The 16,377-nt window shown below is 53.7% G+C and carries 10 protein-coding genes; 8 read left to right on the top strand and 2 right to left on the bottom strand.

The genetic code is table 11. The features are described from left to right. Positions 1 to 99: 99 nt before the first annotated feature. The 8 genes from ACAW87_RS00140 to mgrA all read left to right on the top strand — a co-directional run bounded on the left by ACAW87_RS00140 (position 100) and on the right by mgrA (position 12,026). A complete protein-coding gene (locus tag ACAW87_RS00140; RefSeq protein ID WP_370721115.1) occupies positions 100 to 588 on the top strand; it encodes an RrF2 family transcriptional regulator in 489 nt (162 codons plus the stop codon). Between the two features lie 262 nt (positions 589 to 850). Further along, entirely contained in the window at positions 851 to 1,141 is a 291-nt protein-coding gene (locus ACAW87_RS00135; protein WP_370721114.1) for a hypothetical protein, read from the top strand. Between the two features lie 73 nt (positions 1,142 to 1,214). Further along, positions 1,215 to 1,910, top strand: a complete 696-nt coding sequence (locus tag ACAW87_RS00130) for a putative periplasmic lipoprotein (protein WP_370721113.1) — start codon at positions 1,215 to 1,217, stop codon at positions 1,908 to 1,910. A gap of 419 nt (positions 1,911 to 2,329) precedes the next feature. Beyond that, the gene (locus tag ACAW87_RS00125) at positions 2,330 to 4,126 is read left to right on the top strand and encodes a glycoside hydrolase family 9 protein (protein WP_370721112.1); all 1,797 of its coding nucleotides are present in this window, start codon (positions 2,330 to 2,332) and stop codon (positions 4,124 to 4,126) included. A gap of 237 nt (positions 4,127 to 4,363) precedes the next feature. Then, positions 4,364 to 6,313, top strand: a complete 1,950-nt coding sequence (locus tag ACAW87_RS00120; protein ID WP_370721111.1) for a sialate O-acetylesterase — start codon at positions 4,364 to 4,366, stop codon at positions 6,311 to 6,313. A 76-nt stretch (positions 6,314 to 6,389) separates the two neighbouring features. Further along, positions 6,390 to 9,614 carry a PQQ-dependent sugar dehydrogenase gene (locus ACAW87_RS00115; protein ID WP_370721110.1) on the top strand — a complete coding sequence of 1,075 codons (3,225 nt, stop codon included), beginning with the start codon at positions 6,390 to 6,392 and terminating at the stop codon, positions 9,612 to 9,614. A 230-nt stretch (positions 9,615 to 9,844) separates the two neighbouring features. After that, entirely contained in the window at positions 9,845 to 11,002 is a 1,158-nt protein-coding gene (locus ACAW87_RS00110) for a glycoside hydrolase family 26 protein (protein ID WP_370721109.1), read from the top strand. A 31-nt stretch (positions 11,003 to 11,033) separates the two neighbouring features. After that, positions 11,034 to 12,026, top strand: coding sequence for an L-glyceraldehyde 3-phosphate reductase (gene mgrA / locus ACAW87_RS00105; protein WP_370721108.1), 993 nt, complete (start codon positions 11,034 to 11,036; stop codon positions 12,024 to 12,026). A 96-nt stretch (positions 12,027 to 12,122) separates the two neighbouring features. On the opposite strand, the gene ACAW87_RS00100 is transcribed toward mgrA, so the two are convergent. Further along, entirely contained in the window at positions 12,123 to 13,874 is a 1,752-nt protein-coding gene (locus ACAW87_RS00100; RefSeq protein WP_370721107.1) for an L-lactate permease, read from the bottom strand. Positions 13,875 to 14,096: 222 nt separating this feature from the next. After that, a complete protein-coding gene (locus tag ACAW87_RS00095) occupies positions 14,097 to 16,283 on the bottom strand; it encodes an alpha-amylase family protein (protein ID WP_370721106.1) in 2,187 nt (728 codons plus the stop codon). Positions 16,284 to 16,377: the final 94 nt, after the last annotated feature.

Genomic DNA, 16,377 nt, shown 5'->3' with positions numbered 1-16,377 from the left:
GATATAGAGTTGGTTACTAACTTGGCAGTTTGTAAGCAAGTCTATACTTGACTTTCTTTCCCACCTAACCGCGATAACGGCGACTACTACCGTAACTAAATGATCTCAAAAAAAGCAAAGTATGCCATTAAGGCATTGAAAGTTCTCACTGAAGAGTTTGGCAAGGGACCAGTTCTGATCTCGTACATTTCAGCACGGGAAAACATTCCCAAGAAATTTCTGGAGGCGATTCTCCTCGAACTTCGTAATCACGGTATTCTGCAAAGTCAGAAAGGTAAAGGAGGTGGCTATCTGCTCCGAGTTGATCCGGCTCGGGTGAATTTGGCACAGGTGTTGCGTGTTATCGACGGCCCAATTGCGCCTACGCCCTGTGTTTCGCATAATTTCTATGTGAAATGCGACGATTGTGAAGACGAAGTTACCTGCGCCCTAAAACCAATCATGGAACGGGTACGCGACGCGAATCTGGGTGTTTACGAAAACACAACGTTGCTCACCTTCCAGAATCTGGAATCACTGGCTACTAAAGAAATTGCAATCGGCTCAACCGGCAATGCGATGACCGATACGAGTCTGATGTCAGCTTAACGAACGTAGGCGTATGATTGACTGATACATTTTTTAGTGCAAAACCCCGGCAATTGTTGTTGGGGTTTTTTTATGCATAAACTCTTCCGGCAGGTACGTTGGCATAAATACTCTATGGTGTCTAACGACACATATATATCGGGAAAGAGTAGCCGAGAAACAGATTTGATATCAAAAGATTATTTAATCTATAGAGTATAAAAGATTCGCATGATTATTGAGCCCTATTTTCTTATTCTCACTTATAAACCAAATAAAAAGTATGAAAAACTATAGTATGCTTCAACTTGCCAAAAAGCGATTGGCGATTGGCCTTTCTATGGCACTGGTAGGAATTAGTACGCTGGCCGACGCCAAAGCGTATAGCTGTAGTTGCTCTTATTCAGAAGGCAACAGCTCGTACTCGTTCGACTACGTAGCCAGTGGTTCAGGCTGTTGCAGTGGCGAAACCGGTGCCGGATCGGCGCTGTATTCAAAAAAAACGGGCAGTCAGACCGAAACGGGCTACACAGAGCCGAGGTTTGCGCAGTCTATGTGCTGCAACGTTCACTAGCTTCTGCCAGAATCAAAGTCTTTGTCTATGCCTGGAGCCGCATCATGCACTCCGGGCTTAACTTAACCAGATTATGAAAAAGTCTTTCGCCTTTTTTTTGCCCCTACTGGCTCTCGCAGCCTGTACACAGGAACCCGAGTCGTCCGATCAGTTTGCTCAGAAAATCCAGTCTGAAGAAGCAATGATTGCTAGAGGTGTTGAATCGTTACGAATTCGGTCGTTCTATGTGCCCGACCCTCAAAACCCAGCTACGGACATTTCCTCTGTTTCTGACGAAAACATAGCTGCCTTCACCCAAAAAAGCAAGCTGTTTCAGGCTAATACCTTGCTTAAACAGTCAAGCCATGCCGCTACCGAGCAGTATCAGGCTTTTGTTAAAGCGAACCTGAATGATCCGCGTTTAAGCCAGTTTAAGCGGGAAACGGCCGAGGCTATGCTCAGCCAGGGTCAGGCGTTATCGGTTGCCGACAAAGCCTATTTCACCCGCGAACTGATCACGAACCGATCATCAAATTTAGCCATGATGAGTGAGTCGCTCCTGAGCCTGCGGGGTAAAATTGGCACCGCAGAACACAACAAACTGATGCAGCAAACGCAACAGCTGATGAACCAGTACGACGCTTTTTTCAACACCGAATTGGTAAGGCGTGCAGGACTACCTACGTCGACATACCGCCAACGTGCGCTGAAAGCCCTGGAAATACGCTATGCCGAACTGGCCCTGAACATGGTTCGTGAAAACCGCCAATTGCTCCAGGGAGTACAATAAACGAAATAGCCAATGTGCAAATAGCCCCTACTCAAGGGGCTATTTTTTTGCCCTTACTAGCTAGGGTTTACCCTGAATTTAACGACGGTAGGGTTTACGGTATAAAAAACGCCCTAGTCGAGTCCTAATTTTGCTACTAATAATTCTATTCGAAGTTCTATATCAGCTTATTACGTATACCCTCGGCTCTGTTTGCTGACTTAATTTTTTACCAAAAGCTTTCCGCTTTCTTTGGTTCCTTTACTGGTACCACTACTAATTGTCCCGGTAGTGAAGATGTGAGTATGCACGCGATTGCCGCGACTTTTAAGCGTATAGACAACATATTGACCCTGGTCAAAAACCGAGGATAACGATATGAAGCAACCCCGCAGCTTTCGGCAAGCACCTTCCCAAGACCTCTTCCTATAAGTTAACCGATGATCAAAACAGTACACGTCTCTCTTCTTCTGAGTTGCCTGATAGGAACGTATCAAAGCCATGCCCAATCCGGGTTATCCGAACGTGTCCGGCTTAACCAGATTGGCTTTTACCCGAATGCGGATAAAGTCGCCATCCTGGTCGATGAGCAGGGCGACACAGCGGCAAAGGCCTTTCAGGTGACAACAGCAGACGGTAAGAAGGTCGTTTTTTCGGGTACGCTAAGCGAACCACGAGAAAATGTAATTTCGGGGAAAATGGCGCGAACTGCTAACTTTTCGGCCCTCCGCACCGCAGGTACGTATGTTGTAAACATACCTGGCCTGGGTCGCTCCTACCCCTTCGCCATTCGCCCGTCTGTTCATCATGATGTAGCAGTAAGTGCGCTCAAAGGCTTTTACTACCAACGTGTATCGACCGAGTTGCCCGAAAAGTTTGCCGGGAAATGGCACCGCCCGGCAGGCCACCCCGACACGCGGGTGCTGATTCATCCGTCAGCGGCATCGGCTAGTCGGCCCGCTGGCACAGCGATCTCGTCGCCCTGGGGCTGGTACGATGCGGGTGACTACAACAAGTACATTGTAAACTCGGGCATTACGTTGGGTACGTTGCTGTCGCTCTACGAGGACTTCCCCGACTACTGCAAAACGTTGACCGCCAACATCCCCGAAAGCAACAACAAACTCCCCGATCTGCTCGACGAGTCGCTCTGGAACCTGCGCTGGATGATGACCATGCAGGACCCGGCCGACGGTGGTGTATACCATAAGCTGACCAATGCCAAATTCGACGGCATGGAAATGCCCGATAAGGTGAAGCCCACCGAGCGGTATGTGGTGCAGAAGAGCGTAACCGCCGCCCTCGACTTTGCTGCTGTGATGGCACAATCGGCCCGGATTTTCAGGGCGTATAACCGCGAACTACCCGGCCTCTCCGATTCGTGTACGGCCATGGCGGTAAAAGCATGGGGCTGGGCGAAGCAAAATCCCAAAGCGCTCTATAATCAGGACGCTATGAATAAGGAGTTCGAGCCCGACGTAGTAACCGGCACCTACGGCGACCGCAACGCCGACGATGAATGGATCTGGGCCGCCGCCGAACTGTACCTGACTACCAAAGACGATACGTACTACACAGCCGTCAACCTGTTCCCCGACGATAAGACGCCGCTCCCATCATGGCCGCAGGTACGTACGCTGGCGTATTATTCGCTGGCCCGTTTCCGCGATCAGCTGACACCACGCGGCAAGCAGGATGTACCGAGACTAAAGAGCCATATCATCAACCTCGCCGATCAGCTTCGGCAGGATGTTGACAAGCACGCGTTTCAGACACCAATGGGCAAAGCGGCCAGCGACTACATCTGGGGTAGCAGCGCCGTAGCGGCCAATCAGGGCATCGCGCTTATTCAGGCCTACCGGCTCACCAACGAGGCAACGTACCTGAACGCAGCCCTCGCCAACATGGATTACCTGCTGGGCCGCAATGCCGTGGGCTACTCCTTTGTGACGGGTTTCGGAAGCAAAACCCCGATGCACCCGCATCATCGCCCGTCCGTTGCCGATGGCATCGACGCACCCGTTCCGGGTCTGTTGTCGGGCGGTACCAACGCCAACGCCGCCCGTCAGGACAAATGCGAAGGCTACACCACCACCATCGCCGACGAAGTGTTTCTCGACAATGACTGTTCGTACGCTTCCAACGAAATCGCCATCAACTGGAACGCGCCGCTAGTGTATTTGGCCAATGCCATTGAGGCGTTGCAGGGAAAGATTGGTATGTCGGCGAAGAAATAGGCTTTATGCGTAGTGTGTTGCTGACGCACGTTTATTGCTAACGCGCGTCCCTTCGACTAGGCGTCCCCGACAGGCTCAGGGTGACACTATCACCCAAGTTCGTCATGAACATCTGGATGTGAGTTGTCACCCTGAGCCTGTCGGGGACGCCTAGTCGAAGGGCCTAAAGCGCGAAGCAACACACACGCACAAAGCCAGCACGCGAAAGCACACAAACAATACCCCATTTCCCCAACAATGAAAACTCGTTTTTCTCTCCTCTTTTTCCTCTTCCTCAGCGTTACCAGCTTTGGCCAGGTACGTATGGCGCGATTATTTACCGATCATGTGGTGTTGCAACGGCAGAAACCGATTCCGGTTTGGGGTTGGGCTAAACCGCGCGAAGCTGTGACTGTGACGCTGGCGGGCCAAAAACAGCAGGTTAAAGCTGATGCCAACGGCAAATGGCTGGTTCGCTTTACACCAATCGAAGCAGGTGGTCCGCACACACTGGCGGCAACGGCTAAATCGGGGGTAGCCAGTGCAAGCGACGTACTGATTGGCGAGGTGTGGCTTTGCTCCGGCCAGTCGAATATGGAGTGGACTGTGAAGCAGACCGATAACTTCGCGAAGGAGAAAAAGAACGCCAACTTCCCGCAGATTCGCCACCTCCGGGTCGATCATGAACTGGCCCTGACACCGCAGCAGGAGCTGAAAGCCGGTACGTGGCAACTGGCGTCGGCCGAGACCGTGGGCGACTTTACAGCCGTTGGCTTTTTCTTCGCCCGCGAACTGTACCAGAAAATAAACGTACCTATAGGCCTCGTTCATTCGTCGTGGGGCGGCTCGCAGGTGGAAGGCTGGATCAGCAAAGAAAGCATGCTGAGCAACGACGAGCTGCGCGGCTACGCACAGACTATGCCCACCACCTGGCCCGCCGCCGATAGTATCATCGACGTGAAACTGCGCAAAAACCTGCAAGTACCCGCCACCCTGACCACCGCCGACGAAGCCAAATACCTCGACCCCAGCTATACGTTTGCGGGCTGGCGTACCTCTGACGCCATTGGCCAATGGGAATGGAAAGACATGCGCGGCTTTATGGGACAAGGCTACATGGCCAAAACCGTGATGCTGCCCGAAGAGATGGCAACCGAACAAACGACGCTCTCACTCGCCGAGAACGACGGGCCAACCAAGGTCTACATCAACGGGAAACTGGTTTCAGAGGGAACCGTTCAGGGTGTACGGAAGCTAACGATACCGGCAGGTACGTGGAAGGCCGGAGAGAATAAACTGGTGCTGAAGGTGGGCAACATGGTCAATCCGAACTGGTTTGGGGTGGGTCTGAAAGGATCGGCCGCCGACTTGTATGTCGAAGATCCGCTGCAACGGATTAACCTCGGTGGTGAGTGGCGGTTGATGCCTTCGTTTGCCGAAAAACACGAGTACAAGCGGTTTATGAACAACGTAGGCATGAGCATCTACAACGCCATGATTGCCCCGCTGGAGCCGATGTCCATGCGTGGCGTGTTGTGGTATCAGGGCGAAACCAACGCGGGTCGGTCGTATCAATACCGGCAGTCGTTTCCGCTGATGATCACCGACTGGCGGACAAAATTCGGTCAAGACATGTCGTTCTACTTCGTGCAGCTAGCTAACTACGGGGCTAATAACAGCAGTAATCAGGGCAGCGGCTGGGCCGAACTCCGCGAGGCACAGACTATGACCCTCAGTCTGCCCAAAACCGGTATGGCCGTGATTACCGACATTGGCAACCCGAAAGACATTCACCCAACCAACAAGCAAGATGTAGGTCATCGACTAGCCCTGAACGCCCTGAAGTTCGATTACGGACAAACCGTCAACTACAGTTCACCGATGTATGACGGCGTAAAATTCGAGGGAAGCACGGCCATCGTTTCCTTTAAACACACGGGCGGTGGTCTGATGGCAAAAGACAAATACGGCTACCTGAAAGGCTTTGAGATCGCCGGCGACGATAAGATTTTTCACTTCGCTACCGCCGACATAAAAGGCAACACAGTTATTGTATCACACCCCAACGTACCTAAACCTGTTGCTGTCCGCTACGCTTGGGCCGATTCGCCGGACGATGCCAACCTGTTTAGCGCAGATGGCTTACCCGCCAACTCGTTCCGAACCGACACCTGGCCCGGCGTAACGTCAAACGCTAAGTTTGAGTAATGTTACAGTGAACGTTGTCGCTTGCCTGCGGCAAGCGACAACGCTTTGACCCTATCAATTCCTTGATTAACCTTATATGCTTACCAACAAAAACTCATCGCGTACCCTCCTCATGTCGACTTTCAGCGCGTTGCTGCTGGTCTTGCTGATGAGCTGGACCAACAAGAAGACCGACAAGGTGCTGATCTTCTCGAAGAACATCGATAACCAACAAGCAGCATCAGCGGCAGCAAGTACATTGATGACCCTTGCCGAAAAAGCGGGTATCGACGTTGATACGACAACAAATGATAGCTTCATCATAGAAGACTCGTTGAAGAACTACCGGGCTGTGATCTTCCTGAACACGTCGCAGGATGTGCTCTTTACCAATCAGCAGGCCGATGTAGAGCGATTCGTTCAGTCGGGTGGTGGACTAGGCTTCATTAACACGCCGGGCTTTACGAAGTATCAGTGGGCCTGGTATCAGGATATGCTGGCCACCAACCAGATTCAGTCAGCGAAGGCCCCGTTTTCGATCGGCAAACCGTTCGATGGTGGCCGGGTGTTCTACATGGCTACTGGTGCCAATGGCTTTGCCGATGAGAGCCTCACCAAGTCGCTGATGGAGGGCGTGAAATTCATTCAGGAAGGGTCGGCGCTAAACTACCGCGAGGCCCACTCGAACCGCGTACCGGAAGAAAACCGGTTTACCTCAACCGTGCTCGAATCGTTCATGGACGAGCCGATCGAGATGGAAGTGCTGTCGGACGGACGGGTGCTGTTTGTGGAGCGCAAAGGGATGATCAAGCTGTATGACCCGACGGCCAAGGCGACGAAGACGATCAACAAACTACCTGTTCACCTTACCGGCAATTACGAAGACGGCCTGCTGGGTATGGAACTGGACCCGAAATTCGACCAGAACCACTACGTCTACCTCTACTATTCGCCGGTTGGCGAGAAGCCTGTGCAGAACCTGTCGCGGTTTGTGTTTACCGGCGATAGCCTGAATATGCGTTCGGAGAAAGTAGTGATGCAGGTACCTGTTCAGCGCGAAACCTGCTGCCACTCGGCGGGTAACGTGTACTTCGGTCCCGACGGAAACCTATACCTCTCCACCGGCGACAACACGAGTTCGAAAGAATCGGACGGATTTTCGCCACTCGACGAACGGCCGGGTCGGTCGCCGTTCGACTCGCAGAAATCGTCGGGCAATGCCAATGACCTGCGCGGTAAAATTCTGCGAATTCACGTCGAAGCGGATGGATCATACACCATTCCTGACGGCAACCTATTCCCAAAAGATGGCTCGAAAGGAAAGCCGGAAATTTACGTGATGGGTGCCCGAAACCCCTACCGCATCTGGGTCGATAAGCGTGGTTTTCTGTATTGGGGTGACGTTGGACCTGATGGCGGTGTGGCGAATGAGCGTGGCCCGAAGAGTCAGGACGAGTGGAATCAGGCACGGAAACCGGGCAACTATGGCTGGCCCTATTTCGTAGGCGACAACAAACCCTACGCCAAATTCGACTTTGCCACCAACAAGATTGGTGCGCTGTACAACCCCGATCAGCCCATCAACGATTCACCCAACAACACCGGCACGAAAAACCTGCCCCCCGCCCAAAAAGCCATGATCTGGTATCCGTACGATAAATCGACGGAGTTTCCGATGCTGGGAACAGGTTCACGGTCGGCTATGGCCGGGCCGTTTTATTATGCCGACGAGCATAAATCGGCCGTGAAATTCCCGGCTTATTACACCAACAAGCAGTTCATCTACGAATGGGCCCGCAACTGGATTAAGGTGCTGACCTACGCGGATAACGGTGACCTGAAGCAGATCGAATCGTTCATGCCGACGTCGTTCGTATCGAAGCCCATCGACATGAAATTCGGTAAAGACGGGGCCATGTACGTACTGGCCTACGGCATGAACTACTTCGCCCGCAACCCCGATTCGCAGTTGATCCGCATTGAATACACCGAAGGTAACCGCCGTCCGGTGGCGAAAGTGAACGTATCGAAAACGGTTGGTGCGGCTCCTTTAACGGCGGTGCTATCGGCCAAAGAGTCGTTCGACTACGACCGGGGCGACAAGCTAACGTACCTGTGGGAATCGGGACACGGCCAGAAATCAACGGCCATTGCTCCCTCATTCACTTATGCCAAACCCGGCGTATATCACCCAAAACTAACCGTTACCGACGCTGAAGGGCAGAAGGCAACGACAGAACAGACCATCAAAGTAGGTAACGAAACGCCGCAGGTCGATGTGGCGCTGAGAGGCAACCGTAGCTTTTACTTCGACAAAACACCGCTGGCGTATACCGTTTCGGTGAAAGACAAGGAAGACGGCACGCTGGCCAAAGGTATCACGCCGAAACAGGTAAAGTTCGCGGTCGATTACCTGGCCGAAGGCAAAGATCTGGCCCTGCTGACCTCGAACCAGAATGGCGACGGAGCCGTGAAGAATTTGCGCGGTAAAGAGCTGCTGAATACCAGTGATTGCAAAGCCTGCCACGCCATGAGCGCCAAGTCAATCGGACCTTCACTGATGGACGTCTCGAAGCGCTATCATCCATCGGGTGAATCAGCGGTAGATATGCTGGCGAAGAAGATCATTACGGGCGGAAACGGCAACTGGGGCAAGAACGTGATGTCGGCGCACCCGCAGCATACCGAAGCGGAAGCGGGTGAGATGGTTCGTTACATTCTGTCACTGACCGACGTCGCCCCCAAGAGCCTGCCCCTGAAAGGAACGTACCCACTGACGCAACACACCGGCAGCGAAACGGGTAGCTACGTCATTTCGGCTAGCTACACGGATAAGGGCAACCCGGTTACGGGTCCGTTAACGGGGCGCAAACTGATGATCCTGCGCAATCCACGCGTACAGGCCGAAGCGTTTGAACTGGGCACGGGCGTTGACCGGAAGCACGAAGACGGCAGCAACAAAAGCTGGGTCGGCGACATCAAAGACGGTTCGTTCATTGCGTTCAAAAGCATTGACCTGACCACCATCGGCGCGCTGGACATCAATGCCGCTACGGTAGCCTCACGCGGTGGCCGGATCGAGATACGTACCCAATCGCCAACGGGCAAGCTGCTCGGCACCGCAACGGTGTCGGCCGCCAACGCGCCGACGGGTGTGAAAGGCCCAGGCTGGCAAACCGTTACGGCCCCCATCACCAGCACCAGCGGCATTCAGGACATTTACCTCGTCTTCCGCAACGATGAGGCTAAAGACAAAAACATGCTCCTGGTCGACTGGATTCTGTTTAAGAAAGATAATGCCTCGGCCGTTTCGGGGCGGTAATGCGTTTTGAACTGTAGCTGGCGCGAGTATGTACTCGTGCCTTTTATGTCGCAAGCATCCGCTTGCAGCTCGACAGGGCTTACTGTAGGGGCAATTCCTCGCTACCGTATAGCCCTGTCGGGCTGTGCAAGCGGATGCTTGCGACATAAAAGGCACGAGTACATACTCGCGCCAGCCAGCGCCCACACGCGTAAGCAACAAACTCCCAAGCACCAACCTCTTTACCAATAATGCATACCCACATTTTTACTCAACTTACCCTCCTCGCTAGCCTATTTATCGTCACCCTCGTTCAGGCGGCTCCAAAGCCGACACTGATTGACCGCAACGCGACGAAGGAAACGAAAGCACTGTACCATAACCTGGGTAAATTGGCTCGGAAGCACATCCTGTTCGGGCATCAGCACGCTACCGAATACGGCCACGGCTGGACGGGAGACGCCAATCGCTCCGATGTCAAATCAGTAAGCGGGTCGCACCCAGCGGTGATTGGGGTTGACTTCAGCGGATTATCAGGAGGACCAGCGGAAGCCATTGAGCGCACAAAAGCATCGTTACGGAAAGATATTGCGGCCACCTATGACCGAGGTGGCGTGACCACCGTTGCCTGGCACTTCTCGAATCCGGTGACGCCGAAGACGGGTTTTTACTGGAAAGATTCGGTCTCGGCTCCGGCGGTGGCTAACCTTATTCCCGGCGGGTCGCATCATCAACAGTATAAAGACATTCTGAAGACCGTGGCCGATCTGGCCAACACCACGAAGGGTGCCGACGGGAAGCTGGTTCCGATGCTTTTCCGGCCGTATCATGAGCTCGATGGCGGCTGGTTCTGGTGGGGTAAACCGCACTGCTCGACGGACGAATTTACGTCACTCTGGCGCTTCACAGTAATGTATTTGCGCGACAGTCTGCAAGTGCATAATTTCATCTACACGTTCTCGCCCGACTGCCTATTCCGTACCGAAGCGCAATACCTCGACCGCTACCCCGGCGATGAGTGGGTGGATATGGTGGGCGTGGATAACTACGCTGATTTTGGTCGCGATGGCAAATACGATGTGGCGGCAGGTATTGCCAAACTCAAGATCGTATCAGACTATGCCGAAAAAGCAGGCAAGCTGGCTGCCTTCACCGAAACCGGTTTGGAGTCAATTCCCGACACAACCTGGTGGACGAATACGTTGCTGAAAGCCTTGAAAGCCGAGAAGATGAAGCTGGCTTATGTGCTTGTCTGGCGCAACGATACCCGCAGCCAAACGCATTATTACGCCCCCTACCCCGGTCAGGCCAGCGTTACCGATTTCATGCAGTTTTACCAGGACCCCTACACGCTGTTCGAAACCGACCTGCGCCGTGTTTACCGGAAGAAGAGGCTCCTTTTTTTCTAGGTACGTTGCTTTATCTAACCCAACTACCCTTATGCCTTACCTTCCTGAGTCAACCCGTTACCAGTCGATGCCGTACCGCCGTTGTGGGCGTAGTGGGCTGGTGCTGCCCGCCATTTCGCTGGGTCTGTGGCAAAATTTTGGCCATGTCGATACGCTCGAAAACAGCCGTCAGATGATTCGACTGGCGTTTGATTGGGGCATTACCCATTTCGATCTAGCCAATAACTACGGCCCGCCGCCTGGTTCGGCAGAGGAAAACTTTGGCACCATTTTACATCAGGATTTTCAGGGTTATCGTGATGAACTGATCATCTCCTCTAAAGCCGGATACGACATGTGGGCCGGGCCATACGGCAATTTCGGATCACGTAAATACCTGGTTTCGAGCCTCGATCAAAGTTTGAAACGGATGCGGCTCGATTACGTGGATATCTTCTACCACCACCGTCCCGACCCCGACACGCCGCTGGAAGAAACCATGACCGCCCTCGACCATATTGTTCGGCAAGGCAAAGCCTTGTACGTGGGCTTATCGAACTACAAACCGGCTGAAGCAACCAACGCCATCGCCATTCTGAAGCAACTAGGTACACCCTGTCTGATCCATCAGCCGCGCTACTCAATGCTTGATCGCTGGGTTGAAAACGGCCTGCTCGACGTGCTGGAGCGGGAAGGCGTCGGTTGCGTACCATTCTCACCGCTAGCGCAGGGTCTACTGACAGACAAGTATCTCAAAGGTGTTCCGGCCAATTCGCGCGCAACCAAAAACGGTTCGTTAAATGAGCAGCAACTCACGCCCGAAAAGCTGGATATAATCCGTCAGTTGAATGACCTCGCGCAGCAACGCGGTCAGACACTGGCGCAGATGGCGATTGCCTGGTTGCTGAAAGACCCACGCATCACATCGGTACTGGTCGGAGCCAGCCGCCCCGAACAGCTCACCGACTCGCTAAAATCGCTGGATAATCTGACGTTTAGTGCTGATGAGTTGGGAACAATCGAGTCGATCATTCCGGCGGCGTAGGAAAGGGTTTACTGTTTCTTTACGTTAAAGTGTATTGCTGACGCGTGGCCCTTCTACTAGGCGTCAGCAACTTACAGCGCGAAGCAACCTACATCATTACACCAGCGCAGAACGCTTTTTCGCCAACAGACCAACGGCCAACGCAATGAGTAGAACCGCCAGCACACCCAGATACGTGTAGCCTTTGGCCAGATCAGGCAGGGCGGCGATTTTCGTTGTGCTGCCCGATTCGTAGACAGGAATGACCCACTTGATCACGTACGCCTGCGCCAGCGTGATGAAGCAGATAACGAGTAGCATGATAAAGCTGTGCTTCACCGTGAATCGGAACAGCTGCGACTCCTGACCAACCAGATTCCCGGCGGCCGCAGCAACGGCAATCGACTGCGGCGAGATCATCTTCCCCACAACGCCGCCCGATACATTGGCAGCTACCGTCACCACCGGATCAACGCCGATGGACTGCGCGGTGGCAAACTGTAGCTTGCTGAATAAGGCATTGGCCGATGTATCCGACCCGGTGATGAACACGCCCAGCCAGCCCAGCACCGGCGCAAAAAAGGGAAACAGAAAACCGGTACTGGCCAGCACTGCCGCCAGCGTAAGCGTGATACCCGAATCGTTGACGATATAGGCGAATCCCAGCACCGCTGCCACCGTCAGGATCGGAAATTTCAACTGGTTCAGCGTTTCGCCAAATACCCTTGCGCCTTCCCGGTACGTCAGGCCAACTAGCGGAATGGAGATGAGTGCCGCCAGTAAAATGGCGGTTCCGGCGGCGGAGAGGTAGTTTACTTTAAAGATTTTGGCCAGTGGCTTGCCTTCGCCGCCCATAATGGCGTTGTGCAATCCGGGAAATTCAAACTGCACCATCCCCACCGAATTCAGCACGTCCTTGATGGGTTGCAGCCCCCAGGCAATGATAATGATCGTGAGCACGATGAATGGCGACCAGGCGCGGATGACCTGCCCTGTCGTGTAGCTAACATCGGTGTTGAACGTGGCGGCGGGTTCATTGGCAAACCGCCAGCTGATTTTCGGTTTCCAGAAACGCAGGAGAATCATCAGGCAAACGATTGACCCCAGTCCGGCAATGACATCGGGCAGGGCGGGGCCCAGAAAGTTCGACGACGCATATTGCAACAGGGCGAACGACAGCCCCGACACCAGCACCGCCGGACCAACCTCCCACGCTTTTCTAACCCCCGCAATGATGCTGACCAGATAAAATGGCAGCATCACCGACAGGATGGGCAAGGTGCGGCCCACCATCTGCGAAATAGGCATTTCGGCGATACCCGACACCTGCGAGGCTACCGTGATGGGAATACCAATGGAGCCAAACGCCACCGGGGCCGTATTGGCAATCAAACAAATACCCGAGGCGTAGAGCGGATTGAAACCCAATCCGACCAGCATAGCCGCCGTGATGGCCACCGGTGCCCCAAAACCAGCTGTACCTTCCAGAAACGAACCGAACGAAAAGGCGATCAGCAATGCCTGCAACCGCCGATCATCTGTGATGGAAGCCATGACGTGCTTGATGATCTCGAACTGCCCGCTTTTCACCGTGATATTGAACAGGAAGACAGCCATAATCACCAGCCAGCAGATGGGAAACAAGCCGTACAACGCGCCATGAACGGCCGACAACAGCGCCAGTTTTACCGGCATGCCATACACCGTCACGGCAATCAGCATGGCGATCCCCATCGCGATTAGACTGGCCTGATACCCTTTCATTTTCCGGATGATCAGCGCCCAGAAAATAAACAGAATAGGCACCAGCGCCACCAGCACCGATACCGCGAGGTTGTTGAACGGGTCAATAACTTGTTTCCAGAGCATGAGGGGGGGAGGAAGGAGTTTTCAATTTACTGTTTGCTGTTTGCTTAGCGCTGTATGTTGCTGTCGCACGGCCCTTCGACCGCAGCGGCGGACCGTTCCGCTCAGGGTGACATCAATCATTACCATGTTCAGGCTAACAACCCTCAGGTTCCTGTCACCCTGAGCCTGTCGGGGACGCCTAGTCGAAGGGCCTACAGCGCGAAGCAACACAACGCAGTCAAATTACGCCAAATCGAGCGCTACAATTTCGTGGTCAAGAATCCTGGGTACGTTCACCGATATGTGACCATCCTTCACAGCAAACGCTAATCTCTGCCCACCCATGAGCAGCTTAACACCTGTCACTCTTGCGCTAGCCGGAACCTGAATAGTTACTTGTGCCGCTACAGGAATCAACTCCCGAAAAGGACCTTTCATCATCATCGGATTGGTGAGATTAACCAGGTGAACCGTCATTGATTGGGCCTGCCGCCATACTGTAACGTCGATCACGCCCGGACCAGTTACTGTCACAATTGGCTTTTCGTCTAATGCCCAGTCAACGACATTATGCAGTAACTGGCCGTGATCGATGTTCAGCAATTGCCAGAAAGTCCGGTCCAGATCGCCGGGAATATAGGCAACCCGACCTTTACCGACCTGCCGCAGGTACAGCTCCCGCGTGTCGGTTTCGGCCACCCGCGGATACACGTCTTCCATCGGCAAATCGGGATAGGTGGGAATCAGCGTAACCGGGCTGGGGAACGTACCTGTGGGCCTTACATCAACTTTGTGAATGGCGTTGATGATACGCGGTGTACCACTCAGCCCGTTCAGAATCTGCGTAGTCTCCCTGTTTTTTTCGTCATGACGTAAATGCAGGTAGCTGTTACGCATAGGACCTTCCACGTTTCCGGCATACGAAACGCCAAACAAGCTAGCCAGCCCAAAGTTGGCGCGTGGGTTGCCTTCCTCGTCATACAGCGATGTTTCGAAGGTTGCCACCAGACTTCCTCCGCCATCAACAAAGGCTTGCAATTGAGCACATTGGGCATCAGACAGGGCCGCTATGTTGGGTAAAATCAGGAGTTTAAACCGGCTCAGATCGGTGGGGGTGAGTAGCCGGTCATTCACCATATCGAACGGAATGCGACTTTCTACGAGCATGTGGTAGATACCGTCCAGGTGATCGCCGCTTTTCTGCTGCCAGGGCTTACCACCATAACTGCGGTCGGTCTGTTCGGAATACACCACGCCAACCCGCGCCATTGAGGCCGTGTTACGCAGGTACATTTCGTTTCGGTAGTAGCCTTCATAAAGCGTTGCTACGGCCTCCATCCAGCGTTTGTCGTAGATATCGCCGCCAAATTTCACGAAGCAGGGACGCATGCCATTGGCGGTTCCTTCGGCCACCCAGATCTGGATTTCGGCATCGCTTTGCACCGAATCTTTCCAGCGGAATTCTTCTTCGATACCCACGCTAAAGATGCCAATCAGCGGTTTCATGCCGAGCGTTGACCGCAACTCTTTAGCGCCTTTACCGTTTGCCCAGGGTGCCATGAGTCCACGCCGGGCCTGTTGGTCAGCGAAGAACAGATCAGCTTCGCGACCGGTCATTATTTTGTCGGGAAACCCATTCGGGATAAAGCGGGAAGTAGGCCGTTTTTTGCGAATCTCCGAATCCCACAAGGCCCAAACGTCGCGCAAACGCTTCATTCGCCAATCGGCCCATTTACGATACGTAGCGTCTAGCCGATCTATTTTCTGAGGAAGCGCCAGACCTGTAGCGGCGGCAAAATTGCGGGTACAGTGCTCGCAATAGCAGATATCATGGCCCGCCCATCGGTTCGAGAAAATACCCTCGGGTTGGTACCGGTCCATGATTTCGCCGTTCACCTGGGTCATAAACTCGGCATTGTATGGCCCCAGTGCGCAGGTCACCCACAATGCCGGGTTTGCCCAGTGACGCCGTTTTTGCCCATCGGCCGTTACGGCGATCCAGTCGGGATGTGCGTCGTACACCTCCTGCCGGGCCGCGTGTGGGTCGGTGCGGAGCATGATTTTCATGCCCTGCTTTTTACAGCCGTCGACCAGATAACCCAGTGTGTCGGCATTGCCCAGAAAATCGCTTCGATGATGCAGCGGAATGGTGGTCGGGTAAAACGCGACCACACCCCCGGCACTGAGCAGGGCTCCATCGGCATGAATGCGTTTGAGGTATGCAAGCCAGAAATCAGGGTCATAATGGCCGGGATCGCGCTCTACGAAAGCGAGTTGCGCCCAGCGCATCGGCCCGTCGAGCCAGTTGGCCGCCGTTGGCAGGACACTACCAGAATCCGGTAAAGCAGAGGTTGCCAGCGCCGATGGGACAGCCAGCGTAAATGCACTGCCGATCAGACTGGTAGTCTTGATAAACTCTCTTCGTTGCATTGGTCAGGGTAGGTAGAGGAACGTACCTGAACCAAGCTATGTGTAGCTGATTTATACCCATTTTCTTGGCGATCAAGGTCTCGTCCAGCTACAG

Source organism: Fibrella aquatica (assembly GCF_041321135.1).
In the GTDB taxonomy this organism is placed as follows: domain Bacteria; phylum Bacteroidota; class Bacteroidia; order Cytophagales; family Spirosomataceae; genus Fibrella; species Fibrella aquatica.
The sequence above is the reverse complement of the archived record's forward strand: the minus strand, read 5'-3'. Positions and strand labels throughout refer to the sequence as shown.